Origin of the sequence: Micromonospora yasonensis (assembly GCF_026013475.1) — a bacterium.
Taxonomy (GTDB): domain Bacteria; phylum Actinomycetota; class Actinomycetes; order Mycobacteriales; family Micromonosporaceae; genus Micromonospora; species Micromonospora yasonensis.
Genome location: NZ_JAPDPH010000096.1, coordinates 1 through 24762, shown reverse-complemented (window position 1 = coordinate 24762; position 24762 = coordinate 1). Strand labels below are relative to the sequence as shown.

The 24762-nt window shown below is 73.4% G+C and carries 25 protein-coding genes; 11 read left to right on the top strand and 14 right to left on the bottom strand.

The window, feature by feature from the left end:
- The first annotated feature begins 10 nt into the window (after positions 1-10).
- Together ONA70_RS19995 and ONA70_RS19990 are read left to right on the top strand one after the other, a co-directional pair.
- A complete protein-coding gene (locus ONA70_RS19995; protein ID WP_265007977.1) occupies positions 11-382 on the top strand; it encodes a hypothetical protein in 372 nt (123 codons plus the stop codon).
- A 9-nt stretch (positions 383-391) separates the two neighbouring features.
- A complete protein-coding gene (locus tag ONA70_RS19990) occupies positions 392-1474 on the top strand; it encodes a polyprenyl synthetase family protein (RefSeq protein WP_265007976.1) in 1083 nt (360 codons plus the stop codon).
- A gap of 80 nt (positions 1475-1554) precedes the next feature.
- On the opposite strand, the gene ONA70_RS19985 is transcribed toward ONA70_RS19990, so the two are convergent.
- On the bottom strand, positions 1555-1944 hold the full coding sequence (locus ONA70_RS19985) for an Rv2175c family DNA-binding protein (protein WP_265007975.1): 390 nt from the start codon (positions 1942-1944) through the stop codon (positions 1555-1557).
- 166 nt (positions 1945-2110) lie between these two features.
- On the opposite strand from ONA70_RS19985, the gene pknB reads away from it, so the two are divergent.
- A complete protein-coding gene (gene pknB / locus ONA70_RS19980) occupies positions 2111-4096 on the top strand; it encodes a Stk1 family PASTA domain-containing Ser/Thr kinase (protein ID WP_265007974.1) in 1986 nt (661 codons plus the stop codon).
- 68 nt (positions 4097-4164) lie between these two features.
- Positions 4165-5025 carry a deoxyribonuclease IV gene (locus tag ONA70_RS19975; RefSeq protein WP_265007982.1) on the top strand — a complete coding sequence of 287 codons (861 nt, stop codon included), beginning with the start codon at positions 4165-4167 and terminating at the stop codon, positions 5023-5025.
- Positions 5026-5125: 100 nt separating this feature from the next.
- Here the strand turns inward: ONA70_RS19975 and ONA70_RS19970 are convergent, their stop codons facing one another.
- The 4 genes from ONA70_RS19970 to ONA70_RS19955 form a co-directional block, all read right to left on the bottom strand.
- Positions 5126-6154 (bottom strand): threonine aldolase family protein, encoded by a 1029-nt coding sequence (locus ONA70_RS19970; RefSeq protein WP_265007973.1) that lies wholly within the window; start codon positions 6152-6154, stop codon positions 5126-5128.
- Between the two features lie 32 nt (positions 6155-6186).
- On the bottom strand, positions 6187-7593 hold the full coding sequence (locus tag ONA70_RS19965; RefSeq protein WP_265007972.1) for a class II 3-deoxy-7-phosphoheptulonate synthase: 1407 nt from the start codon (positions 7591-7593) through the stop codon (positions 6187-6189).
- 116 nt (positions 7594-7709) lie between these two features.
- Positions 7710-8204 (bottom strand): hypothetical protein, encoded by a 495-nt coding sequence (locus ONA70_RS19960; protein WP_265007971.1) that lies wholly within the window; start codon positions 8202-8204, stop codon positions 7710-7712.
- Positions 8205-8414: 210 nt separating this feature from the next.
- Positions 8415-10043, bottom strand: coding sequence for a glycosyl hydrolase family 18 protein (locus ONA70_RS19955; RefSeq protein WP_265007970.1), 1629 nt, complete (start codon positions 10041-10043; stop codon positions 8415-8417).
- Positions 10044-10203: 160 nt separating this feature from the next.
- On the opposite strand from ONA70_RS19955, the gene ONA70_RS19950 reads away from it, so the two are divergent.
- Positions 10204-10689: a glutathione peroxidase gene (locus tag ONA70_RS19950; RefSeq protein ID WP_265007969.1), complete on the top strand. Its 486-nt coding sequence runs from the start codon at positions 10204-10206 to the stop codon at positions 10687-10689.
- A 76-nt stretch (positions 10690-10765) separates the two neighbouring features.
- Here the strand turns inward: ONA70_RS19950 and ONA70_RS19945 are convergent, their stop codons facing one another.
- On the bottom strand, positions 10766-11572 hold the full coding sequence (locus ONA70_RS19945) for an SGNH/GDSL hydrolase family protein (RefSeq protein ID WP_319957881.1): 807 nt from the start codon (positions 11570-11572) through the stop codon (positions 10766-10768).
- 237 nt (positions 11573-11809) lie between these two features.
- Between ONA70_RS19945 and ONA70_RS19940 the strand changes: the two genes are divergently transcribed.
- Positions 11810-12499 (top strand): NADPH-dependent F420 reductase, encoded by a 690-nt coding sequence (locus tag ONA70_RS19940; RefSeq protein ID WP_265007968.1) that lies wholly within the window; start codon positions 11810-11812, stop codon positions 12497-12499.
- A 51-nt stretch (positions 12500-12550) separates the two neighbouring features.
- On the opposite strand, the gene ONA70_RS19935 is transcribed toward ONA70_RS19940, so the two are convergent.
- The 6 genes from ONA70_RS19935 to ONA70_RS19910 all read right to left on the bottom strand — a co-directional run bounded on the left by ONA70_RS19935 (position 12551) and on the right by ONA70_RS19910 (position 16473).
- Positions 12551-13027 (bottom strand): GNAT family N-acetyltransferase, encoded by a 477-nt coding sequence (locus ONA70_RS19935; protein ID WP_265007967.1) that lies wholly within the window; start codon positions 13025-13027, stop codon positions 12551-12553.
- Positions 13028-13076: 49 nt separating this feature from the next.
- Entirely contained in the window at positions 13077-13427 is a 351-nt protein-coding gene (locus ONA70_RS19930; RefSeq protein ID WP_265007966.1) for a DUF2203 domain-containing protein, read from the bottom strand.
- 317 nt (positions 13428-13744) lie between these two features.
- Positions 13745-14563 (bottom strand): pyrroline-5-carboxylate reductase, encoded by an 819-nt coding sequence (gene proC, locus ONA70_RS19925; protein WP_265007965.1) that lies wholly within the window; start codon positions 14561-14563, stop codon positions 13745-13747.
- A gap of 73 nt (positions 14564-14636) precedes the next feature.
- Complete coding sequence (locus tag ONA70_RS19920) at positions 14637-15665, bottom strand: 6-phosphofructokinase (protein WP_265007980.1); 1029 nt, start codon at positions 15663-15665, stop codon at positions 14637-14639.
- A 179-nt stretch (positions 15666-15844) separates the two neighbouring features.
- On the bottom strand, positions 15845-15979 hold the full coding sequence (locus tag ONA70_RS19915; protein ID WP_265007964.1) for a pyridoxamine 5'-phosphate oxidase family protein: 135 nt from the start codon (positions 15977-15979) through the stop codon (positions 15845-15847).
- Positions 15976-16473, bottom strand: coding sequence for a polyadenylate-specific 3'-exoribonuclease AS (locus ONA70_RS19910; protein ID WP_265007979.1), 498 nt, complete (start codon positions 16471-16473; stop codon positions 15976-15978). The genes ONA70_RS19915 and ONA70_RS19910 overlap by 4 nt, the downstream gene beginning before the upstream one ends.
- A 246-nt stretch (positions 16474-16719) precedes the next feature.
- On the opposite strand from ONA70_RS19910, the gene ONA70_RS19905 reads away from it, so the two are divergent.
- Both ONA70_RS19905 and ONA70_RS19900 read left to right on the top strand, forming a co-directional pair.
- Positions 16720-17412 carry a Crp/Fnr family transcriptional regulator gene (locus tag ONA70_RS19905; protein ID WP_265007963.1) on the top strand — a complete coding sequence of 231 codons (693 nt, stop codon included), beginning with the start codon at positions 16720-16722 and terminating at the stop codon, positions 17410-17412.
- Positions 17413-17499: 87 nt separating this feature from the next.
- Positions 17500-17883 (top strand): MFS transporter, encoded by a 384-nt coding sequence (locus ONA70_RS19900; protein ID WP_265007962.1) that lies wholly within the window; start codon positions 17500-17502, stop codon positions 17881-17883.
- A 57-nt stretch (positions 17884-17940) separates the two neighbouring features.
- Here ONA70_RS19900 and ONA70_RS19895 read toward each other — a convergent pair whose 3' ends face one another.
- The gene (locus ONA70_RS19895) at positions 17941-18186 is read right to left on the bottom strand and encodes a hypothetical protein (RefSeq protein ID WP_265007961.1); all 246 of its coding nucleotides are present in this window, start codon (positions 18184-18186) and stop codon (positions 17941-17943) included.
- A 133-nt stretch (positions 18187-18319) separates the two neighbouring features.
- On the opposite strand from ONA70_RS19895, the gene ONA70_RS19890 reads away from it, so the two are divergent.
- A complete protein-coding gene (locus tag ONA70_RS19890; RefSeq protein WP_319957888.1) occupies positions 18320-21856 on the top strand; it encodes an ATP-binding protein in 3537 nt (1178 codons plus the stop codon).
- Between the two features lie 11 nt (positions 21857-21867).
- Here the strand turns inward: ONA70_RS19890 and ONA70_RS19885 are convergent, their stop codons facing one another.
- Complete coding sequence (locus ONA70_RS19885) at positions 21868-22560, bottom strand: lysophospholipid acyltransferase family protein (RefSeq protein WP_265007960.1); 693 nt, start codon at positions 22558-22560, stop codon at positions 21868-21870.
- A 269-nt stretch (positions 22561-22829) separates the two neighbouring features.
- On the opposite strand from ONA70_RS19885, the gene ONA70_RS19880 reads away from it, so the two are divergent.
- On the top strand, positions 22830-23663 hold the full coding sequence (locus tag ONA70_RS19880) for a DUF308 domain-containing protein (RefSeq protein ID WP_265007959.1): 834 nt from the start codon (positions 22830-22832) through the stop codon (positions 23661-23663).
- 167 nt (positions 23664-23830) lie between these two features.
- Positions 23831-24762 (top strand): alpha,alpha-trehalose-phosphate synthase (UDP-forming) (locus tag ONA70_RS19875; protein WP_265007958.1); only part of this gene is annotated, 932 nt, incomplete at its 3' end.

The following is a 24762-nucleotide window of genomic DNA, read 5'->3' as shown; positions in this document are numbered from 1 at the left end:
CTGAACAAGGATGGAGCCGGTCGCGGGCGCTCGGGGCCGGCCCCGCCGGGCGGCGGTCTACGGCGGCTGGTTGGCCCGAGGGCACCTCCAGCTCGGCGACGTCGAGGCGGCCTGCGCGGTGGCCACGACGGCGCTGCTCGACGCGGTCCGCTCCGGCTCGTCCCGGGCGGTCGGCCAGCTCACCGAGGTCCGCCATCGACTGGCCGCGCACGGCGACGAGCCGGCCGCCCGGCGGTACGCCGACCTGCTGGCCGGGGCCCGGCCCTGGCTGCCGCTGCGGCCGCCCCGGGTGACCGGGGCGCCCCGCTCGCGGTGGCCCCGGGAGGCGCCCCGCCCGCCACGCCGACACGCCGGCATGTCGGGACCGGAGGGGACCGGCTAGCGTCGTGGCGTGACCCACGCTGCCCCCGTCTCCCCCGTCGACCGCGCCGGCCTGCGCCAGCGGATCGACAAGTCGCTCACCGAGTTCCTGGCCGGCCAGCGGGGCTGGCTGACCGCCGTCGACGACGGCCTGGTGCCGGTCGCCGAGGCGATCGAGGCGTTCGTGCTGGGAGGCGGGAAGCGGCTGCGCCCGGCGTTCGCGTACTGGGGCTACCGGGGGGCCGGCGGGGTCGACTCCGACCAGGTGGTGAGCGCCCTGGCGGCGCTGGAGTTCGTGCAGGCCAGCGCCCTGATCCACGACGACCTGATGGACCGCTCGGACACCCGGCGGGGCGAGCCGGCGGTGCACCGGCGGTTCGCGGCCCGGCACCGGGCGGCAGGCTGGGGTGGCGATCCGGACGGGTTCGGGGACGCCGCCGCGATCCTGCTCGGCGACCTCTGCCTGGTCTGGTCGGACGAGCTGCTGCACTCGGCGGGCCTCGACCCGCGTACGGTGGCCCGGGCCCGGCCGGTCTTCGACGAGATGCGCACCGAGGTGACCGTCGGGCAGTACCTGGACGTGCTGACCCAGGCCACCGGGGACACGTCGCGGGAACGGGCCGGCAAGGTGGCCCGCTACAAGTCGGCGAAGTACACGGTCGAGCGGCCGCTGCTGCTGGGCGCCGCGCTGGCCGACGCGTCGGCCGAGGTGCACGCCGCGTACTCGGCGTACGGGCTGCCGCTGGGCGAGGCGTTCCAGCTCCGCGACGACGTGCTGGGCGTCTTCGGGGACCCGGAACGCACCGGCAAGCCGGCCGGCGACGACCTACGCGAGGGCAAGCGGACCTACCTGGTGGCCGCGGCCCTGGAGGCGGCCGACGAGGCGGCCCGGCAGCTGCTGCTCGACGGGCTCGGCGACCCCGGGCTGGACGCCGACGGGGTGACCCGGCTGCGCGAGCTGATCACGGCGAGCGGGGCGCTGGAGCGTACCGAGCGGCGGATCGCCGCGCTGACCGAAAGCGCGCTGGCCGCCCTGGCCACCGTCGACCTGGACACCGAGGCCCGGCAGGCCCTGGTCGACCTGGCCATCGCCGCCACCCGCCGGACCGACTGATGGGTTTCCCGCGGTCGATCACGGGGTTGGCCGCAGGATCAGGCCCGCCGCCACCCCGTGATCAACGAATACCGGATGGGTCAGAAGCCGAGGGCCTGGGCGCGGCGCTTGATCTCGCGGGCCTGGTCGCCGGCGAGGGCGGCGGCGGGCGTGCCGGGGAGGGTGGGGTCCTCCTCGTAGAGCCAGCCCAGCGCCGCCTCGTCGTCGTACCCGGCGTCGGCGAGCAGGTTGAGCACGCCGGGCAGGTGCTTGAGCACGGTGCGGTTGGCCACCAGGTCGGCCGGGACGCGGCGCACCCCGTCGCGGCGTACCGCGATCAGCTCGCGGTCGCGGATCATCTGGTGCACCTTGCTGATCGACAGGTCGAGGCGCTCGGCCACGTCCGGCAGGGTCAGCCAGCCGGCCGGGTCGGCGGGTCCGGGGAGGTCGGCGCCGGCGGCGGTCGGGTCGGCGGGTACGGAATCGGTCACCCGAACACCCTGCCACGCGCCGGCCGGGGCCCGGCGGCGGCACCCCCGTCCGCCCGACGGCGGCCCTGGTCGCAGGGCTGGGCGTGCGCGTCGGGACCGGCCGGTCGCACCCCGGCTGTAGCATCCTGTTCAACCTTCACCCGATGGCCACATAGACTCCCTGCCGATGGACACACAGGTCGCCGACACGTTGCTGGGCTCGCTGATCGACGGGCGCTACCGCATCCGCGGTCGCGTGGCCCGTGGCGGCATGGCGACCGTGTACACCGCCACCGACGAGCGCCTGGAGCGCACCGTGGCGGTCAAGATCATTCATCCGACCCAGGCGCCCGAGGCCCGGGCCCGCACGGCCGGGTTCGTGGCGCGGTTCACCGACGAGGCGAAGACCATCGCCCGGCTGACCCACCCGAGTGTGGTGGCGGTCTACGACCAGGGCACCCACGCCGGCCTCCCCTACCTGGTCATGGAGTACGTGCGGGGGCGCACCCTGCGCGACGTGCTGACCGAGCGGCGCCGGCTCAACCCGGACGAGGCGCTGGCCATCGCCGAGCAGATGCTCGCCGCGATCGCCGCCGCGCACCGCGCCGGGCTGGTGCACCGCGACGTCAAACCGGAGAACGTGCTGGTCGCCGAGGCACCCACCGGCGGCCCCGGCAACCTGGTGGACAGCGTGGTCAAGGTGGCCGACTTCGGGCTGGCCCGCGCGGTCGAGGCGAGCGCCGAGGAGGAGAACGGCAACCAGCTGATGGCGACGGTCGCGTACGTCGCCCCGGAGCTGGTCACCGAGGGGCGCGCCGATCCGCGCACCGACGTCTACTCGGCCGGCATCGTGCTGTTCGAGATGCTCACCGGCCGGGTGCCGTACGACGGCGACCGCCCGGTGGAGGTCGCCTGGCAGCACGTCGACTGCGACGTGCCCGCCCCGTCGACGCTGGTTCCGGGGCTGCCCAGGGTCCTCGACGACCTGGTCGGCCGGGCCACCCGCCGGGACCCGGGGGCCCGCCCCGCCGACGCCGGCGCGCTGCTGGCCGAGGTGCAGGTGGCCCGGGACGACCTGGGCAACACGAACTCGCACACCGCGGTGCTGCGCCGGCTCGACGGCGAGAGCGCTCCGATGGCCCAGCCGACCATGGTGGTGGCGGCGGTCCAGCCGGCCCAGCGCCCCGCCTGGGCCCGGCTGCCCGACGGCGGCGGCGGGCGGGGCTCGCGCCGGTACCGGCCCGCCGAGGACGAGAGCCTGGGCGCGCGCCTGGCCGCGCTGCGGGCCCGGGTGATGGGTTCGCCCCGCGGGCGGTTGGCGGTCGCCGCGGCGGCCGTGGTGCTCGGCCTGGTGGCCGCGATCGGCGGCTGGTGGTTCGGGGTGGGGCGGTACACGGTCGCCCCGCAGCTGGTCAGCCTGACCAGGGCCCAGGCGGAGGCGCAGGCTTCCCGGGGCGGCTTCACCCTCCGGTACGCCGACCCCCGCTACGACGAGAAGGTCCCGAAGGACAACGTCCTGAGCCAGAACCCGTCCTCCGCGGCCCGGATCCTCAAGGGCGGCACGATCACCCTGACCCTGTCGCTCGGCCCGGAGCAGTTGCCGGTGCCGGACGTGGTGGGCCAGGACTTCGAGCTGGCCAAGACCCAGCTGACCGATGCCAAGCTGGTCCCGGTCAAGGGCCCCGCCCGGTACGACGACGCGCTTCCCGCCGGGGTGGTGCTGGAGACCAACCCGAAGGTGGGCACGGTGGTCAAGCCCGGGGCGAAGGTGACCCTGGTGCTGAGCAAGGGCCGCGCCCCGATCACCGTGCCGAACCTGGTCGGCAAGAACATCAACGAGGCGCGTGGCATCCTCGCCCAGCTCGGGCTGACCCCGGTCGAGACGTACAAGGACTCCGACAAGCCCAGGGACGAGGTCCTCGGCCAGAGCCCGGCCGACGGCGCCGGCGTGGAGAAGGGCGCCCAGGTCAAGCTGGAGATCAGCAAGGGGCCGCCGCAGGTGGCCGTGCCCCGGGTGATCGACATGCCCTGCCAGCAGGCCAAGCAGGTGCTGGAGAGCCAGGGCTTCCCGGTCAACATCCAGCTCAACCCCAACGGGGTGGCCCGCTTCCAGAACCCGCCCGAGAACACCCCGGTGCCCCCGGGCACCCAGGTCACGGTGACCTGCCTGTGAGCGCGAGGAGTGAGCCGGGCTTGCGAGCCCCGCAGTCGCGAACGAAAGCTGGCCCGGTGAGCGGCCCACTGAGCGCGCGGCGGCGGGTGGGCTCGCACACCCCCACCTCGGGCGGCCTGGCCAGGGCGGCGCTGCCGTACGTCGACGCCGCCGGCTCCGAGGTGGTGCAGGTCTACGTCTCCAACTCCCGGGGCTGGGCCCTGCCGGCGGGTGATCCGGCGCAGGACGCGCTGTTCCGGGACGGCTGCGGCGAGCGCGAGGTGCCGGTGTTCGTGCACGCCTCGCTGCTGGTCAACCTGGGCTCCCCCACCCCGGCCACGGTCGAGCGATCGGCGCAGACCCTGGCTCACGCGTTGCGCCGGGGCCGGGCGATCGGCGCCGAGGGGGTGGTGTTCCACGCGGGCAGCTCGGTGGACGCCGGGCACACCGAGGCGGCGATGCGGCAGGTACGCGAGGCCCTGCTGCCGCTGCTGGAGGAGACCGCGGCGGCCGGCGGGCCGATGCTGCTGGTAGAGCCGAGCGCCGGGGGTGGCCGCTCGCTGGCCAGCCGGGTCGAGCACCTGGGCCCGTACCTGGACGCGGTGGAACGGCACCCGATGATGGGCGTCTGCTTCGACACCTGCCACGCCTGGGCGGCGGGGCACGACCTGGCCGCCGAGGGCGGGATGGCCGCGACCCTGGACACCCTGGTCGCCACGGTCGGAGCGGACCGGTTGAAGCTGGTGCACGCCAACGACTCGAAGGACCTGTGCGGCTCGGTCCGGGACCGGCACGAGAACATCGGCAAGGGCACCATCGGCGAGCTCGCGTTCGGCGAGCTGATGCGCCACCCGGCCACCGCGGGCGTCCCGGTCCTGGTGGAGACCCCCACGGAGAAGCACGTCGGCCACGCCGCCGACATCGCCGTCCTCAAGCGCCTCCATCCGTGAGCGGATCGGCCCGCAACGCGGCGTCGATCAAGGAGTTCGCGTCGGCCGGCGCGCGGATTCCGACGCGAACTCCTTGATCAACAAGGATCGGCGGGGCAGGTCAGGCGCGGAGGATGCGGGTGAGGACCTCGGCGGCACGGTCGACGGCCGTGTCCGACAGGTCGAGGTGGGTGACCAGGCGGGCGGTACGGGGACCGAGCACCGAGATCAGCACGCCTTCCGCCCGGGCGGCGGCCGCCAGGGCCTTCGCGTCGAGCGGGTGCTTGGCCAGGTCGAGCGGGACGATGTTGGTCCGCACCGGGGTGGCCAGCGTCCCGAACGGGGCCACCGCCTCGGCCAGCCGGGCCGCCTTGGCGTGGTCCGCGGCGAGCCGGTCGACGTGGTGCGCCAGGGCGTACCGGCCGGCGGCGGCGAGGATGCCGACCTGCCGCATGCCGCCGCCCATCCGCTTGCGGACGAACCGGGCCCGGGCGATCTTCTCCGCGCTGCCCACCACCAGCGAGCCGACCGGCGCGCCGAGCCCCTTCGAGAGGCAGACCGACAGGGTGTCGAAGAGCGCGCCGTACTCGGCCAGCGGCACGCCGTCGGCGACGTGCGCGTGCCAGATCCGGGCGCCGTCGCAGTGCAGGGCCAGCGCGTGGTCGTCGGCGACCCGGCGCAGCTCGCGCAGGGTGGCCAGGGGGATCACCCCGCCGCCGCCCCGGTTGTGGGTCTGCTCGACGGCGATCGCCCGGGTGGGCACCGCGAAGTAGCCGTCGGGGCGGATCATCCCGGCCACCACGTCCGGGTCGATCTGCGCGCCGACCGCCGGCCAGGTCCGCGACGAGATCCCGCCGTACGCGGCCGCCGCGCCGATCTCGTACGTGACGACGTGCGCGTCGGCGTCGCAGAGCAGCTCGTCGCCGGGCGGCACGAGCAGCTGGAGGGCGATCTGGTTGGCCATCGAGCCGGTCGGGGCGAAGAGCGCGGCCTCGTGCCCGAACAGCGCGGCGACCTCGGCCTCCAGCGCGGCGACGGTCGGGTCCTCGCCGTACACGTCGTCGCCGACCTCGGCGGTGGCCATCGCCTCCCGCATCCCGGCGGTGGGCCGGGTCACCGTGTCGGAACGAAGATCAACAAAGTCAGCCACGGTCGTCCTTTCGGCTGCCGACTGCGGAGCTCTCAGCCACGGAGCATCTCCGCCACCAGGAAGGCCAGCTCCAGCGACTGCTGGGTGTTCAGTCGCGGGTCGCAGGCGGTTTCGTACCGGTCGGGCAGGTCGAGGTCCTCGATGCCCTGGGCGCCGCCGAGGCACTCGGTGACGTCCTCGCCGGTCAGCTCCACGTGCAGGCCGCCCGGGTGGGTCTCCAGGCCGCGGTGCACCTCGAAGTAGCCGAGCACCTCGTCGACGATCCGGTCGAAGTGCCGGGTCTTGTAGCCGTTCGAGGACTCGTGGGTGTTGCCGTGCATCGGGTCGCACTGCCAGACCACCTTCGCGCCGGCCGCGGTGACCTTGGCGACGATCGGCGGCAGGGCGTCCCGGACCCGGTGGTTGCCCATCCGGCTGATCAGGGTGAGCCGGCCGGGGATGTTGTCCGGGTTGAGCTTCTCGCACAGCTCGATGGCCTCGTCCGGGGTGGTGGTCGGGCCGAGCTTCACGCCGATCGGGTTGGCGATCCGGGAGATGTAGTCGAGGTGCGCGCCGTCGATCTGCCGGGTGCGCTCGCCGACCCAGAGGAAGTGCCCGGAGAGGCCGTACGCCCGGTTGCCGGAGATGCGGGTGAGCGCCCGGTCGTACTCCAGCGCGAGGGCCTCGTGCGAGCAGTAGAGGGTGACCGTGCGCAGCGCCTCGTCGTCGGTCATCCCGCAGGCCCGGATGAACGCGATGGCCCGGTCGATCTCCCGGGCGATCGCCTCGTAGCGCTCGCCGGCCGGCGACTGCCGGACGAAGTCCTTGTTCCAGTCGTGCACCGCGTGCAGGTCGGCCAGCCCGCCGGCCAGGTACGCCCGGAGCATGTTCATCGCGGCGGCCGAGTTGGCGTACGCCCGGATCATGCGCTGCGGGTCGGCGACCCGCGCCGCCGGCGTCGCCTCCAGCGAGTTGATCATGTCGCCGCGGTAGGCCGGGAGACCGCGCGCGTCGGTCGGCAGCGACCGGGGCTTGGTGTACTGGCCGGCGACCCGGGCCACCTTCACCACGGGCAGCGACGCGCCGTAGGTCAGCACGATCGCCATCTGGAGCAGGGTGCGGGCGTTGGCCAGCAGGTGACTCTCGGTGTTGTCGGCGAAGGTCTCCGCGCAATCGCCGCCCTGGAGCAGGAACGCCTTGCCCTCGCAGACCAGCGCGAGGCGCTGCCGGAGCTGGTCGACCTCGTACGGGGCGACCACCGAGGGCACCGTGTCGAGCACCTTGCAGACCTCGGCGACCTGGGCCGGGTCCGGCCAGGGCGGGGTCTGCGCGCGGGGCAGGTCCCGCCAGCGGTCCAGGCCGAGGGCCGCGTCCTCGGCGGTGTCGACGGTCGGCCGGCTGGTCTGCAGGCTCGGGCTGCTCACCGCGGGGTGACTCAGTTGGTGCCACTCATGGCGCATGACAGAAAGCGTACGGCGACCACCCGGGTGGCCCGCCGCCGAGGGGCAGGGTTCCGGCTACTGGGAGACGGCCGCCACACCGCGGGCGGAGCGCAGGTCAGCCCGGGTGGCGCGGGTCACGGGGTGGTGGCCGGCTCCGGGGTGTGGCCGCCTGGCGCCTCGGCGGCGATGCACCAGTCCGCCCCGCTGCGGGTGACGGTGAACAACAAGGGCCGGGTGGCCTTGCGGGACCCGACGGCGACCGTCACGGCGGTGCTGACCTCCTGGCCGTGCGGGCCGGACCGGACGTCGGTGATGGTGGCCTGCGGCACCGTGAAGTGGTCGGCGAAGTCACCGTTGGGGCCGGTGGCGGCGTCGTCGAACGCGGTCTGCGCGGGCGCGCAGAGCTGGCTGCGCCCCGCGTCCACGTCCTTGGCGGCCATCGCGTCGAGGTACGCCTGCACCCGTTCCCGGCTCTTGGCGGCGGCCTCCTCGGCCGGGGCCTTCTGCTGCGGGCCGGAGTCGGAGCCGCCCGCGTCGTCCCCGCCGCCGAGGCCGCAGCCGGTCAGGGCGAGCGGCAGGAGCGCGAGCAGGGCGGCGCCGGTGGCCACCCTCCGGTGCGGCTGACCCATCGGTCCCTCCCATCGACCCGGGGTATCGAGACGTGCCGAGCCGCGAGTGTGTCACATCGGCCCGCAGCCTGGGCGGCGGCCTCCCCATCGTCGCCCCGAGCCCGCCGGTCGGCCGGACCGGCACGCGGGCCGGCCGCACGTCCGGCACGCGGACGGGGAGGGGCCGGTGCGGCCCCTCCCCGCCGGGTGGGTGGTGCGTCGGCCCTCGGCTCAGCCGAGACCGCCCTTGATGGCGCTGATCAGCTCACCGTTGCTGGTGTCACCGGAGAGCTCCCAGAAGAACGCGCCACCGAGGCCCTGGTTCTTCGCGTACGTCATCTTGCCGCCGATGGTGGCCGGGGTGTCGTAGCTCCACCAGTTCGAGCCGCACTTGGCGTACGCCGTGCCGGCGACGGTGCCGGTCGCCGGGCAGGTGTTCTTGAGCACCTTGTAGTCCTCGATGCCCTGCTCGTAGGTGCCGGGCGCCGCGCCGGTGGCGGTGCCGCCCGGGGCGGTCTGGGTGACCCCGGTCCAGCCCCGGCCGTAGAAGCCGATGCCGAGCAGCAGCTTGTCGGACGGGATGCCCTTGGACTTGAGCTTCTGGATCGCCGCGTCGGCCCAGAAACCCTGCTGCGGGATGCCGGTGTACGAGGTGAGCGGCGAGTGCGGCGCGGTCGGGCCCTGGGCGGCCCAGGCGCCGAAGTAGTCGTACGTCATCGGCATGATCCAGTTCAGGTTCGGCGCGGCGCCGGCGTAGTCGGTGGCGTCGATCTTGCCGCCGCTGCTGCCGTCGGCGGTGATCGCCGCGGTGACCAGGAAGCTGGAGCCGAACCTGGTCCGCAACGCGCTGATCACGTTCTTGAAGGCGTTCGGGCCGCTGGCGTCGCACTGGAGACCGCAGGCGTTCGGGTACTCCCAGTCGATGTCGATGCCGTCGAAGACGTCCGCCCAGCGCGGGTCCTTGACCAGCGCGTAGCAGGAGTCGGCGAACGCGGCCGGGTTCTGGGCGGCCTGGGTGAAGCCGGCCGACCAGGTCCACCCGCCGAAGGACCAGATCACCTTCAGGTTCGGGTACATCTTCTTCAGCTTGCGAAGCTGGTTGAAGTTGCCGCGCAGCGGCTGGTCCCAGGTGTCGGCGACGCCGTCCACGCTGTCCGCCGCGGTGTACGCCTTGTCGTAGTCGGCGTAGCTGTCACCGATGCTGCACCGCCCGCCGCTGGTGTTGCCGAAGGCGTACAGCAGGTGGGTCATCTTGGCGGCGGAGCCGCTGGTGTGGACGTTCTTGACGTGGTAGTTGCGGGCGTACACGCCCCACTCGGCGAAGTAGCCGACGATCTTCTTCCCGCCGGAGGGCGGCGGGGTGGTGGGCGGCGGGGTGGTCGGCGGCGGGGTGGTGGGCGGAGCCGTGGTCGGCGGCGCCGTCGTGGGCGGCGTGGTGGTCGGCGGCGGGGTTCCGCCGCCGGCGCAGGAGCCGCCGTTGACCGTGCAGTTCAGCGGTGCCGCATACCCTCCGGTGCCGTTGTAGCCCCAGCTGAAGCTGGCTCCCGGGGCGAGCGGCCCGGCCCAGCTCTTCTTGACCGCCACGTAGTGGTTGCCGCTGCTGGTGACGTCGGCGTCCCAGAAAGTGCTGATGGTGGTGCCGGCCGGCAGGTCGAACTCGATGCGCCAGGTGTCCACGCTGGCGCCGGTGCCGTTGGTGACGGTCACCTTCGTCTCGTGACCGGTCCCCCAGTCCTGCACCTTGGTGAAGGTGGCGGTCACGCTGCCCGCCGCGGAGGCGGTTGCCAGCGGCATCGCCGCGGCCACCAGCGCGACCACGGCGCCGGTGGCCCAGAGGGCCCGGCGGAGCGATCTCTTCATACGGCGTCTCCCAACAGTTAGGAAACTTTCCTGATTGATTGCCGAGACGCTACTCACGCCGTCATCACTTAGTCAAGATGTAGATGTGTCGATCTCTTTGTCCCGCGCCGCCACGCCGGGCCACGCCGGCCCGCGCCCGCCGGCGCGTAGCCTCGGGCGCATGAGCGTTTTCGACGTACCGATCGACGCCCTCGCCGGCGGCCCGGCCGACCTCGCGCAGTACCGGGGCCGCGCCCTGCTGGTGGTCAACGTGGCCTCGCGATGCGGGCTGACCCCGCAGTACGCCGGCCTCCAGGCCCTCGCCGACTCCTACGCCGACCGACTGACCGTGCTCGGGGTGCCGTGCAACCAGTTCGCCGGCCAGGAGCCCGGCACGGCCGCCGAGATCGAGGAGTTCTGCCAGGTCAACTACGGGGTGACGTTCCCGCTGACGGAGAAGGTCGAGGTCAACGGACCCGGCCGGCACCCGCTCTACGCGGAGCTGGTGTCCACCCCGGACGCCGAGGGGCACACCGGCGACATCCGGTGGAATTTCGAGAAGTTCCTGGTCGCGCCGGACGGCACCGTGGCGGCCCGGTTCGGCCCGCAGGTGGCTCCGGACTCCCCCGAACTGCGGACCACGATCGACAAGGTGCTGCCGGCCTGACCCGCCCGACGGTCCGTACCCGGAAAAGTGGACCGCGCCCACCCCGGCGGGTGGGCGCGGTCGCGCGGTGGACCGGTCAGCCCGCGACGTTGCGGAAGACCGGGTAGTAGCCGCCGGCCTGGCCCGCGGCCGTCGGGTGGTACGAGATGGTCAGGTTGAGCCAGTTCAACGCGTGCAGCCACTTCTCACCGCCGCTGCACAGCTGGTGGCCGACGAAGATCGAGCGGACGTCGGCGAACTTGAAGCCGGCCGAGGTGGCGGCCGTCCGGGTGATGTCGTCCAGCAGGTTGATGCCCTCGTCGATCTTCGCACGGGAGGTCTCGGTGAGCCCGATGCAGAACGGGTTGCCGAGCTGGTAGAAGACCGGGTAGCCGACGACCACGACGCGGGCGTTGGGCGAGCGGCTCTTGATGCCGTTGTAGACGTTGGCCAGCTTGCCCGGCATCTCGGTGCGGGCCTTGCCCTCGGCCGCCTGCACGGCGGCCACGCACTGGGCCTCGCTGTAGAGCACGCAGGTGGTCATGATGTTGGCAAACCCGACGTCGTTGCCGCCGATCGTGATGCTGACCAGGGTGGTGGTCGAGGACAGCGCGGAGAGCTGGTTGTTGATGACGTCGGTCGTGGTCGCGCCCGAACAGGCCACCGAGCGGTACGAGGCCGGCTTGATGTTGGTGTTGTAGAGCGCGGGATACGCGTTGGTGCTGCGCATGCAGGACCCGCTCTCCGAGGTGTAGCTGTCGGCGCCGACGCCGGAGGCGTACGAGTCGCCGAGCGCGACGTAGCGGTCGGTGGCGGCGGCCTGGGCGGGGGCGGCCAGCGTCAGCATGACGCCGAGGGACGAGGCCAACGTCAGGGCGAGGGTGGCAAGACGGGATCTCCGCACGTCGCACTCCTGGGGTGGGAAGTGGTGGTGGGAGATAGATATCAATAGATTAGACGGTGGCGGAAGATCATCAATTCGCACAGGGCGCTGATAGGCCCTTATCGCTACAAAAACAGTGCCGCCCCGCGAGCTGCCGGTGAAGGTTTCCGCCGGGACCGTCCGTTGTCGACCAGCCAGGCAAGCAACCCACCGGCACGGTCGGGAATGCCGGCCGCTGCTTACCGGTTGGCACCGGACATGACGACTGTGGGACTGATCGGCAGCGGCAATATCGGCGGCACCGTGGCCCGGCTCGCGGTGGCCGCGGGCCACGACGTGGTACTCAGCAACTCACGCGGCCCGGAGACCCTCAAGGATCTGGTCGACGAACTGGGCCCGCGGGCGCGGGCGGCCACCCCGGCCGAGGCCTCGACGGCCGGTGACCTCGTGGTGGTCACCATTCCGCTGCGGGCCTACCGGAACGTGCCGGCCGGACCGCTGACCGGCACGGTGGTCATCGACACCAACAACTACTACCCGGAGCGGGACGGCCGGTTCCCCGAGCTGGACGAGGAGTCGACCACCACCAGCGAACTGCTCCAGCGACAGCTGCCCCGGGCGCGGGTGGTCAAGGGCTTCAACAACATCTACTTCAAGCACCTGCTCGCCCTGGCCCGGCCGGCCGGCGCGGCGGACCGTACCGCCCTGCCGATCGCCGGCGACGACGCGGCGGCCAAGGACACCGTCACCGCGTTCCTCGACTCGATCGGCTACGACGCGGTCGACGTCGGCCCGCTCGCCGAGGGCTGGCGGTTCCAGCGCGACACCAGCGCGTACGCCGCCCTCTACTCCGCCGACCCGGCGAACGACTGGGAGCGGCCGGCACCGGTGGACGCGGCGAAGCTGCGCGCCGCCCTGGCCGCCGCCCGCCGCTACGCCGACAGCTGACGATTCCGAGGTGCCGGGGTGCGCGGCGCACGTCGGCCGCGCACCCCGTGGTCAGGCCGCGAAAGTGAGCCGCATCGTCGGCTCGGCGGTCTCTCGGAAGCCGAGCGAGCGGTAGAGCGGCCGCCCCGCCTCCGACGCCCGCAGGTCGATCTTGCGTACGCCCCGCTCCCGGAACCAGTCGAGCAGGGCCGTCACACAGGCCCGGGAGTGGCCGCGCCGGCGGTGGGCCGGGTCGGTGCTGACGTTGAAGACGTACCCGACCACACCGCTCGGGTTGGCCGGGCCGCCGAGCCGGCGCTCGACCGTGCCGAGCGCGCACGCGGCCAGCGCCGCGCCGTCCGGCGCGTCGACCACGAACGCCGCCAGCCACGGCTCCGGCTCGGCCAGCCAGTCCCGCAGGTTGTCCCGGGCGATGTCCTGCCACGGACCCGGCTCCGGCTCGGCGCCGGCCATCGCGGCGAGCATCAGCCCGCGCAGCCGGACCAGCTCGGCCGCGTCCTCGGGCGTCGCCCGGCGTGCGTCGATCATGGACCGCACGATAGCCGCCGGCCGGCCCCGGCCCGCCCGGGTGGGGGTTTCAGACCGGGCGGCGGCCGGCAAGGCCGCACTCGGCGCGGTGGTACCAGCGAACCTCGTCGTCCCCCTCCAGCCAGCACCAGAGCACCGCGCGGCCGTCCCGCTCGCCGGGGAAGTCCAGCAGCACCGGGGCGATGCCCTTGACCTGGATGTCGTGCTGGTGCAACTCCTCCAGTACCGCGTGCAGCCGCGCCTCCAGGGACTTCAGCTCGGCCCGCCCGCCCAGCACGCTGATCCCGCGGTCGGCCAGGTCGGCGCGCAGCTCGGCCAGGTCGGCCCGGAGCCGGATCAGCTCGTCGACGCGCGGTCGCAGGGTGGCCACCAGGTGACGCGCCTGGGCGAGAGTGAACACCGCGCCAGTATGGGGCACACTCGCCTTCCTCGCCGCTTCCTCGGCGCCGTCGACTCGCCCGTGGCTGGATGGCCCGTCAGCACATAGCTGTGACCGCCACGGGCGGTCGCGATGGCATCCCGCTGGTGCCGATGGAGCCGCAGCGGCTGACTGCCCGGGTCGCCTTTGTGCTCCTTGCTGCGGAAGATCCGTTCGGTGTCCGGATGCAGCAGGCCCTCCGCGACGAGAGCTCCAGGTCGCTGACGTAGCGGCATCGCCGGCCCGAGGAGACCCCCACTTCGCCGATATCGGGGCTTCTGCGGCTGGACCGCGCGGGTTCAGTCGGCCTGGGCGGCGAGTTCGCGGGCGCGGTCGCGGGCCGCCTCCAGCGCCGCCAGCATGGCCGCGCGTACGCCGTGGTTCTCCAGCTCCCGGATGGCGGAGATGGTGGTGCCGGCCGGCGAGGTGACCGCCTCGCGGAGCTTGACCGGGTGCTCGCCGGAGTCGCGCAGCATCACCGCCGAGCCGATGGCGGTCTGCACGATCAGCTCGTGCGCCACCTGGCGCGGCAGGCCGAGCAGGATGCCGGCGTCGATCATGGCCTCGACCAGCAGGTAGAAGTAGGCGGGACCGGAGCCGGAGAGGGCGGTCACCGCGTCCTGCTGCGACTCGGGCACCCGGATGGTGGCGCCGAGCGGCTTGAACATCTCCTCGGCCAGCGCCAGGTGTGCGCCGGTCGCGTGCGCGCCGGCCGAGATGGCGCTCATCGCCTCGTCCACCAGCGCCGGGGTGTTGGTCATCACCCGGACCACCGGGGTGCCCTCGGGCAGCCGCCGGTTGAAGAAGCTGGTGGGCAGGCCGGCGCAGAGCGAGATGACCAGCTTGTCGGCCGGCACCTTGGGGCCGATCTCGTCCAGCAGGGCGGCCGCGTCCTGCGGCTTGACCGAGACGGCGAGCACCGCCGCCTCGTCCACCGCGGTGAGGTTGTCCACCACCCGTACGCCGTACCGGGCGGTCAACTCCTCGGCGCGGGCGGGTCGCCGGGCGGTGGCGAGCAGCCGCTCCACCGGCCACCCGGAGCGGAGCAGCCCGGAGAGCATCAGCTCGCCGATCTTGCCCGCGCCGATCACCGCGACGGTGTGCACCTCGGGCGCCATGACCCGTACCCCTCTCGCCTCGCGGCGGGGCGCGGCGGACCCGTCCGGGCCCCGCCGCGCCGCCGGCCGTCGATCAGCTGCCGAAGAAGACCTCGGCCTCGGCGTACCGCTCCAGCGGCACGGTCTTCAGCTCGCGGGTGGCCTCCGCGAGGGGGACGCGGACGATGTCCGTGCTCTTCATCGCGACCATCTTGCCCCAGTCGCCCTCGTGCGCCGCGTCGATGGCGTGCAGGCCGAGGCGGGTGGCGAGGACCCGGTCGAACGCGGTCGGGGTGCCGCCGCGCTGGATGTGGCCGAGCACCACGGTGCGGGCCTCCTTGCCGGTCTTCGCCTCCAACTGCTCGGCGAGCCACTGGCCGATGCCGCCGAGGCGGACGTGGCCGAAGGCGTCGAGCGCCTGGGTGTGCAGCACCATCTGGCCCTCGAGCGGGTGGGCGCCCTCGGCGACCACGACGATCGGGGCGTACTGGTGCTGGAAGCGCTTCTCGACGTACCCGGCGACCTGGTCGACGTCGAACTGCCGCTCGGGCAGCAGGATCACGTTGGCGCCGCCGGCGAGGCCGGCGTGCAGGGCGATCCAGCCGGCGTGCCGGCCCATCACCTCGACGACCAGGGTGCGGTGGTGGCTCTCCGCGGTGGTGTGCAGCCGGTCGATCGCCTCCATGGCGATGTTGACCGCGGTGTCGAAGCCGAAGGTGTAGTCGGTGGCGCCGAGGTCGTTGTCGATGGTCTTCGGCACGCCGACGACCTTGACGTCCAGCTCGTGCAGCTTGGTGGCGACGCCGAGGGTGTCCTCGCCGCCGATGGCGATCAGCGCGTCGACGCCCTGGGCGGCCAGGTTCTCCTTGATCCGCTCAACCCCGCCGTCGATCTTGAACGGGTTGGTCCGGGACGAGCCGAGGATGGTGCCGCCGCGCGGCAGGATGCCGCGGACCTCCGCGATGCCCAGCGGCTTGGTCAGGCCCTCCAGCGGGCCCTTCCAGCCGTCCCGGAAGCCCACGAACTCGTGATCGTAGGTGGCGACGCCCTTGCGGACCACCGCCCGAATCACCGCGTTGAGACCAGGGCAGTCGCCGCCGCCGGTGAGCACGCCGATACGCATGATCTGCTCATCCTCCTGGAGCATCAGGTGAAGCCCGGATAAGCCCCAGGATATGTGTCAGATCAGACCATCGGCGCCGTTGCCGGCCCGGGGCGGGCCGTCAGAGCGCACTGTAGTCGGCGTAGGTGTACGCCGACACCGCGCCCCGGTCCGTTTTCGCCCACCGAGGCGGCTACCGGTCAGTAGCTGACCTCGTGGTTCTCCCCCGGCGAGTCCCAGTACTCGGCCGCGCCCGCGTGCACCTTGATCAAGGTGATCCCCGGGGTGGAGGTGGTGGTCAACAGGCAGATCCGGCCGCCCTGCGCGCCGGTCACCGTCCGGTCATGGCCCGCCAGCGGGCCAGGTTGTGCCGGGCGTCGACGAGGGCGTCGTGCCGGTCCGCCTCGGCGTCGGGCAGCCGCGGTCGCCCCCGGTCGTCCCAGAGCTGGCGCAGCTCCTTGGTGAACCGCGGGATCTCCCGGGGCAGCGCCGGCATCGCGCCCCACAGCTGGGCCAGCACCACGTGGTCGTACGCCGCGTACCAGGCCCAGAGCTCCAACTGCTCCCCGGGCCGGTCGCGTACCGGCTCCATCAGGAAGGCGTAGAGATCGTCCCGGATCCGCTCCCGGGACCGCCAGGCCCGGTCGGCGGGCGAGGGGAGCTTGTCGAGGACGTTGCGGCGTACCCAGGGCACGGCCCGGGAGTCGTCGAACTCGGTGGAGACCGCGTAGAACTCGCGGCCGTACTCGTCGACGACGCCGATCGACACCAGGTCGACGATCCGGCCGTCCTCGATGAACTCGCAGTCGTAGAAGTAGCGGTAGACCATCCCCGCCATCCTCGCCCACCGCCACCGGCCGCCGTCCGGCGGGGCGTCCGTCGAGGTCACCGACGCCCGCGCCGCCGCTCAGGAGGGTCACTTGAGTACCTCCAGGGGTGTACAGCACGCGACCGGAGCGTCATGATCTGATGTGTACCGCTACCGGACGCCGAACCGGTTCTGATGCCTCGTACCGGGGATGACAGGTTGACCCGGTGTGCGAGTTGGGGTCCTTGACCGGGGAGGGGTTGGGCCGTGGAGGTTCGCCTGCCGGAGCCGGGTGACGCGCTCACGGGCGTGGAGATGTTCGCCGGGCTGGAGCCGGAGGTGCGGCAGCGGGTCATCGCCGCGGCCGTGCCGCGGACGTACCGCAAGGGTCAGTTGCTCTTCGTGGAGAACGACCCCGGCGAGTCGCTGATCGTGCTGCGCCGGGGCGCGGTGGCGGTGTTCCGCACCGCGCCGACCGGCGAGCGGGCCGTGCTGTCGGTGATCCGACCGCCGGACGTGCTCGGCGAGGTCTCCCTGCTGGACGCCTCGACCCGGTCGGCGTCGGCCGAGGCGATCGAGGACTGCACCGCGCTGGCGCTGTCCCGTGCGGCCTTCATGGAGCTGGTGCACTCCAACCCGCGCATCCTCGACGCGGTGATGCGCTCGCTCGGCGGGCTGATCCGCCGGCTCACCGAGCAGAACGCCGACCACGTCTTCCTCGACCTGCCCGGCCGGGTGGCCAAGACGCTGGTCCGGCTGGCCGGCGAGAGCCAGGCCCCGATGATCACGATCGAGCTCAACCAGAGCCAGCTCGCCGAGATGGCCGGCGGTTCCCGGCAAAGCGTCAACCAGGCGATCGGCTCCTTCGCCAGCCGCGGCTGGCTGCGGACCGAGGGACGCCGCATCGTGGTGACCGACGTGGCCGCACTGCGCCGCCGCGCCGGCATGAACGACCGCTGATCACGCCGGCGACGCCATGCCCGGTTCTCAGCGCGTCGGTGGCGTACGGCTGCTGTCCACGCCGGCCGGCGCACCAGGATGGAGGTCGTGCTCTACGCGGCTGTTGTCGCCCTCGGCATCGGAACCCTGGCCACCGGCGTGAGCCCGGCGATCGGGATCGCCCTGGTCGGTCAGGCGCTGGCCGGGGCCGGCGCGGGGTGGCACCACGTGGCGGCGGACACGCTCATCCAGCAGAACGTGCCGGCCGAGCGGCTCGGGGTGGTGTTCGGAACCGTCTACATGTTCCCGTACGCGGCCGAGGTGCTGGCCTACCTCGCCGGGGCGTCGCTGCTCGGCGCGATCGGCCCCCGCTGGCTGCTGGTCGTCTCCGGCGTGGGCATCCTGGCCACGTTGGCCCTGGTCGTGCCGCTGCTCTCCCGGGCCCTCGGCCGCGCGCCGCGACGGCCGGCCGTGCTCGCGCCCGCCGGCTGAGCCGGAGCCGGGCGGACCGGTGGGGGCGGCGGCCCGGCCGCCGCCCCCACCGGCCGGTCACTTCTCGGTGGTGTCGGCCGGCGGCGCGCCCGGGCCCGGCCCGATCTTCTGCGACCCGTCCTTGGTCGTGGTGGTCGTCGTGGTCGTGGTCTCGGTCGAGCCAGTGTCCTGGCTCGTGGGCTGCTCAACCATGCCCTGCTCCTCCAGTTCGGCGAGGGTGACGGCGTCGACGTCGACCGTGTCGCCCGGGGCCCACACCGTCCCTCGTGGATCGGTCCATGCGGCGGACAGCCGGACGTTCACGGCACGCTCCCTGTCAGTGAATCTTCCTGGTACGGAAGACTAGACCCGACCGATCAGCCCTGAGGTCCCGTCTGCACGTCGGGTACCCGACTGACCGGCCAGGCGGGACACTGGGGACCTCTCGCGTACGGAGCTGGACATCGACCTCACCTGTGGACACTGCGCCCGTGCAGCCGGGCCGGACGACCGTTTCTGCGGAGGCTGCGGCCGGCCCCTGGCGGCGACCTGCCCGGGCTGCGGCCACGCCAACAGCGCCGAGGCCAACTTCTGCACCAACTGCGGGCAACGGCTCCGGGACCAGGCCGTCCCGGTGCAGGAGGACCGCCGCCAGGTCAGCGTGCTCTTCATCGACATCGTCGACTTCACCGCGTACGCCGAGCGCGCCGACCCGGAACAGGCGCGCAGCCTCCAGCAGGCCTACTTCGCCACCGCGCGCCGGCTGGTGCACCAGTACGGCGGGGTGGTCGAGAAGTACATCGGCGACGCGGTGATGGCCCTGTTCGGCGCGCCGGTGGCCACGGACAACGACGCGTTGCGGTGCGTCCGCGCCGGGCTGGAGCTGCAGCGCAGCCTGGCCCGGCAGCCGACCGGCCCGCACCCGCCGCTGGGCTTCCGGGTCGGCATCGCCACCGGTGAGGCCCTGGTCGACCTCGCCGCGGCCCGCGACGGCGGCCAGGCCTTCGTCACCGGCGACGTGGTGAACACCGCCTCCCGGTTGCAGGCGCTGGCCCCCGCCGGGGGCGTGGTGGTGGACGAGAGCACCTGGGCGGCGACCCGGCACGAGATGGAGTACGCCGACCAGCCGCCGGTGACGCTGCGCGGTCGGACCACCGTCAGCCGGATCTGGCTGGCCGTCCGGGCCCGGCCCCGCCGCGACGCCCACACCGCCGAGCTGACCCCGATGGTCGACCGGGACCACGAGCGCGGCCTACTGCTCAGCGCGCTGCACCGCACCGTGACCGAGCGCACCTCCCAGCTGCTGACCGTGTTCGGCCCGGCCGGCGTGGGCAAGAGCCGGCTGCTGCGCGAGCTCGCCCGGCACGCGGCGAACCTGCCCGGCACGCGGGTGACCTGGCTGACCGGGCACTGCCCGCCGTTCGGCGAGAACGTCACCTACGCGGCACTGGCCGACATCGTCCGGAGCTGGACCGGCCAGCCGGACTCCGACGACCCGACCGGCATGCGGGAGCGCCTGCGGGACCGGCTGGGCCGCCTGGCCGACCCGCACGCGGTGCGGCTGGCCGAGGCGCTGGGGCCGCTGGTCGGCGTACCCGGTGAGCGGCTGACCTCGGCGGAGACCGAGGCGGCCTGGCGGCGGTTCCTGCTCGCGCTGGCCGCCACCGCGCCGACCGTCCTCGTCTTCGAGGACATGCACTGGGCGGACGAGGCGATGCTCTCCTTCGTCGAGCAGCTCGGCGCGACCGCCCGGGGCGTACCGCTGCTGGTGATCGCCACCGCCCGCCCCGAGCTGCGCGAGCGGCATCCGGCCTGGACGGGCACGATCAGTGGGGCGATGTCCATCTCGGTGCCGCCGATGCACGACGGCGACATCGACACCCTCTACTCGCTGCTGCTCGGGCAGGCCACCCTGCCGGCGGAGGCGCGCGCACCGCTGATCGAGTTCGCCGACGGCAACCCGCTCTACGCCCAGGAGTACGCCCGGATGCTGCTCGACGGCGGGCTGGCCGAGCGGGCACCGAGCCCGGCCCGGCTGGACCCGGCCGGCGGCGCGGAGATGCCGCGCACCGTGCAGGCGGTCATCGCCAACCGGCTCGATTTGCTCGACCCGGCCGACCGCGCGGTGCTCCAGGCCGCCTCCGTGGTGGGGGTGCAGTTCTGGGCAGCGCCGGTCGCCCTCTCGCTCGGGCAGCCGGTGGAGTGGGTGGACCGGGCGCTGCACCGACTGCAACGCCGGGACCTGGTCTACGAGCTGCCCATGTCGACCATGCCCGGCCAGCCGGAGTACCGCTTCCGGCACATCCTGGTCCGGGACGTCTGCTACCAGCGGCTGCCCCGGGCGGAACGGGTCACCCGGCACCAGCGCACCGCCGACTGGCTGGAACAGCTCGCCGACGGCCGCCAGCACGACCTGGCCGAGGTGCTGGCCAACCATCGCTGGGCGACGCACGAGATCGCCCGCACGGTCGGCCTGGACCCCGGCCCGTACGCCCCGGCCACCCGGGACGCGCTGCACCGGGCGGCCCGCCGGGCTTACGAGCTGCACGCGCTGGACACCGCGGCCACCCTGGTCGGCCGGGCGATGGCGGTGGACTGCGGACCGGATCCGGCGCTCGAGCTGTTCGACGCCGAGCTGCGGTTCTACCGGGACAGCGACGGATTCCTGGTCGACGGCGGCACCGCGATCCTCACCGCGCTGGCCGATCGACTGACCACGGCCGGCGACCTGCCGGGCGCCGCGAAGGCGTGGCGGCTGCTGGCCACCGCGGCCTGGTCGCGGGCCGACCGCTCGGAGACACTGCGCTGCCTGGACCGGGCGATCCGCCTGCACGCCGGGTTGCCGGACAGCGAGGAGAAGGTCGGCGCGCTGCTGGAGCTGGCCCGGGTGCACATGCTCGACGCCAAGGCCGAGCCGGCCTGCGCCGCCGCCCAGGCCGCCGCCGAGCTGGCCGAGCGGCTGGAGCTGCGGGAGGCCCGGGCGAACGCCCGCATCACCCTGGCGGTGGCCCGCTACCAGGCCGGCATCGAGGAGGCGTTCACGGAACTGGCCGACATCACCGAGGAGTGCCGGGTGGAGCGGCTGACCAGCCGCCGCCGGGCGGTGCACAACCTGGCCTGGGCGCTTCAGGAGGAGGGCGACCTGGCGGGTTCGGCCCGGCTCGTCGACGAACAGCGCTCCCTGGATCTCGGTGGCGAGCACGGCCTGGTGCCGAGTTTCGCCGACCAGTGGACCCGCTCCTACTACAGCGGCGACTGGACCTCCGCGCTGCGGATGGCCGAGGGGACGACCCGACGGCCGACCGACGAGTGGGACCTGCACATCGTGGCGGTGTCCGGCTGGATCCGGGCCCTGGGCACCGCGTCCGGGGACACCCCGACCGGACCGGCTGAGCCGGCCGACCCGGCCGCGGCCGACCCGGCCGCGGCCGACCGCGCCGACGGCGGCACGGACCTGGTGGACCAGGCGCTGGTCGCGGCCCGCCGCAGTGGTTTCCAGCGGGTGCTGCGGTCGACCGTGGCCCACGCGGCGCTCTGCCGGGCGGTGCAGGGCCGCGGGGACGAGGCGCTGGCGCTGCTCGAGGAACTCGACGCGGACTGGCGGCGTACGCGGGTCATTCCGTTCGCGGAGTGGACGCCGACGGTCGGGCACGTGGCCGGGGTGCTCGGTGGCGAGGCGGCGCGGCTGGTCCGCGACCTGCTCGCCCGCGCCCCGCGAACGACCCGCTGGGCGCGGGCGGCCGGGCAGTCCGCCGACGCGGTGCTGGCCTGGCAGGGCGGCGACGCGCGCAAGGCGACCGAGCTGTTCACGGCGGCCGCCCACAGCTACGCCGAGATGGGCGACCTCACCGACCAGGTCATCGCGTCCGCGCTCGCCGTCGGGCCGCTGCGCGACGTGGACCCCGTGGCCGCGGCCGACGCCCTCGCCCGGGTGCGGGCGTTCGCCGACCGGCACGCCGCCGCCGGCCTGCTCCGCCTCGCCGGCGCGGACTGACCGGGTCAGGGTCAGGCCGGGACGGGCTGCTTCGGCTGGGCCTTGACCTTCTGGGCGTACCTGTCGACGTACTCGCGGCCGGAGAGCTCCATCAGCTCGTACATGATCTCGTCGGTGACGGCGCGCTCGACGAACCGGTCACCGGCCATCCCGGCGTACCGCGAGAAGTCGAGCGGGGCGCCGAAGCGGATCCGCACCCGGCCGAGGTTGGGGATGATCTGGCCGGTCGGCTGGATCGCGTCGGAGTTGAGCATCGCCATCGGCACCACCGGCGCGCCGCTTTCCAGGGCGAGCCGCGCCACTCCGGTCTTGCCCCGGTAGAGCCGGCCGTCTGGGGAGCGGGTGCCCTCGGGGTAGATGCCCGCGATCCCACCGGCCCGCAGCACCCGGAGCTGGGTGTCCAGGGCGGCGCGAGCGGCCTGGCCGCCGGAGCGGTCGACCGGGATGGTGCCCGAGCCGACGAAGAACATCCTGGTCAACCAGCCCTTGATGCCCTTGCCGGTGAAATACTCCGCCTTTGCGATGAATGTGACTTTTCGCTTGACGATGAGCGGGGTGAAGATCGAATCCGAGAAGGAGAGGTGGTTGCTGGCCAGGATGACCGGGCCGGTCTCCGGGACGTTCTCCAGCCCGTCGACCTGCGGACGGAAGATCAGCCTCAGCAGCGGGCCGAGAATGATGTACTTCAGCAGCCAGTACAGCACCGGGGTCCTTCCAGGCAGGTGGCGGCGACGCCCTACGACAACTCCCCGTCGGCGCGGCGCCCCGGAGCCGTCGGCCCCCGACGAGCCGAGGGGCTGCCGGGCACGCCCGGACCGCCGTCGGCGAGCGGGAACTGTCGGGGATGAGCCTACGAACCGAGAGCGGCACGCCACAACGCACTCCCGGAACCGGCCCCCGACGTGTCACGATTCAGGGCACGGCGTGCGGGGCGCCGGGGGGACGCACCGACGGTGCGGCGAGGAGGTGTCCGGTGTCAGCGGGTGGGCCCCGTCGGGGACGGCGGGACAACGGGCTCGACGCGGCCGAGTACGCGGTCGCGGGCGACGTCGATCCGCGCGTCGGCGAGCATCTGCTCGACGTGCTGGCCGCGGGTGGGATCGCCGCGTACCTCCAGCCCTCCGCCGACCTGAACCCGGTCACCCGCACCACCACCGTGCCGTCCCGCCCGGTCGACCGGCTCTACGTCGACCGCTCGCACCTGACCACGGCCCGGGACTATCTGACCCAGCTCACCGACGAGGGCACCCCCGGGCCGGCCCGGCAGGACGAGCCGGACATCGAGGCCGAGTGGGCCCGGATCGTCGCCGGCTTCCACACCACCCCGGCCGCCGGAAGCCACCCCTGGCCCGCCGCGGAGGACGTCGACGACCCGCCCGGCCCGACCGGCACCGCGGGCGGGCGCGCGGACGAGCCGACCGGTCCGACCGCCACCGACGTGCGGCGGCTGCCGTCCGCCGCGGACATCTCCGGGATCTCGGTGGGCCGCGGCCGGCAGGACGAGCCGTCGCTGCTGGACGGGCTGGACACCTTCGGCGCCGACCTGCCGGACGACGAGGAGGAGCACTACACCCCGCCGCCCCCGCCGCCGCTGCCGCGCTTCTCCAAGTACGCGGTGGTCGGCGTGCTCTGCATCGTGGTCGGCTTCGTGCTCTTCCTCTCCCCCACCCTGCTGCCGGTGACCGACCCGTCGGTGGTGACGCTGCTCGGCTTCACCGGCATCCTGGCCGGGTTCGTGATGCTGATCTGGCGGCTGCGCCCCGGCGACTCCGACGAGCACGACCCGGACGACGGCGCGGTAGTCTGACCGGCGCCGCCCGGATGCCGGGACGGCCACCGCCCCGGGGGGACAGTCGTGTAACAGCGATGTAACTTTCGGTCAGTACTAATATCGCTGTACGTCACTTCCCGCACCGGCTGTCCGGTTTCTTCCTCGGTCCGGTGGCCGGTCCTCTGCAGATCGGAATGCCCGAGATGCGACAGAGTCCCCTCGTGGTGGTGGCCAACCGCCTCCCCATCGACGACAGTGTGGCGCCGGACGGCGCCTGCGAGTGGCGCCGCAGCCCCGGTGGCCTGGTGAGCGCCCTGCACCCCCTGCTCCGGCACACCCCGGCCACCTGGGTCGGCTGGGCCGGCGGCACCGGCCCCGCCCCGCACCTGCCCGACGTGGACGGGGTACGGATGCACACGGTGCCGCTGAGCGGCGACGACTTCCAGGACCACTACGAGGGGTTCGCCAACGCGGCCCTCTGGCCGCTCTACCACGACGCGGTGGAGCAGCCCGAGTACCACCGCCGCTGGTGGGACGCGTACCAGCGGGTCAACCAGCGGTTCGCCGAGGCGGCCGCCGAGGTGGCCGAGCCGGGCGGCCTGGTCTGGGTGCAGGACTACCACCTCCAGCTGGTGCCGGGCCTGCTCCGCCGGCTCCGCCCCGACCTGCGGATCGGGTTCTTCCTGCACGTGCCGTTCCCGCCACCGGAGCTGTTCATGCAGCTCCCCTGCCGGGCCGAGTTGCTGGGCGGGATGCTCGGCGCCGACCTGATCGGCTTCCAGCGGGCCCAGGCCGCGCACAACTTCGCCCAGTTGGTGACGAAGGTCCTCGGGCTGCCCGCCACCGACCGGCGGATCACCGTCGACGACCGGGTGGTCCGGATCGGCGCCTTCCCGGTCGCCATCGACACCGCCGAGATGGCCACCCTGGCCGCCCGACCCGAGGTCGCCGACCGGGCCCGCCGGCTCCGCCAGGACCTCGGCAACCCCGAGCACGTCATCCTCAGCGTCGACCGGATGGACTACACCAAGGGCATCGAGCAGCGACTCAAGGCGTACCGCGAGCTGCTGGCCAGCGGGGACGTGAAGGTCCGGGACACCGTACTGATCCAGGTCGCGGTGCCCAGCCGGGAGCG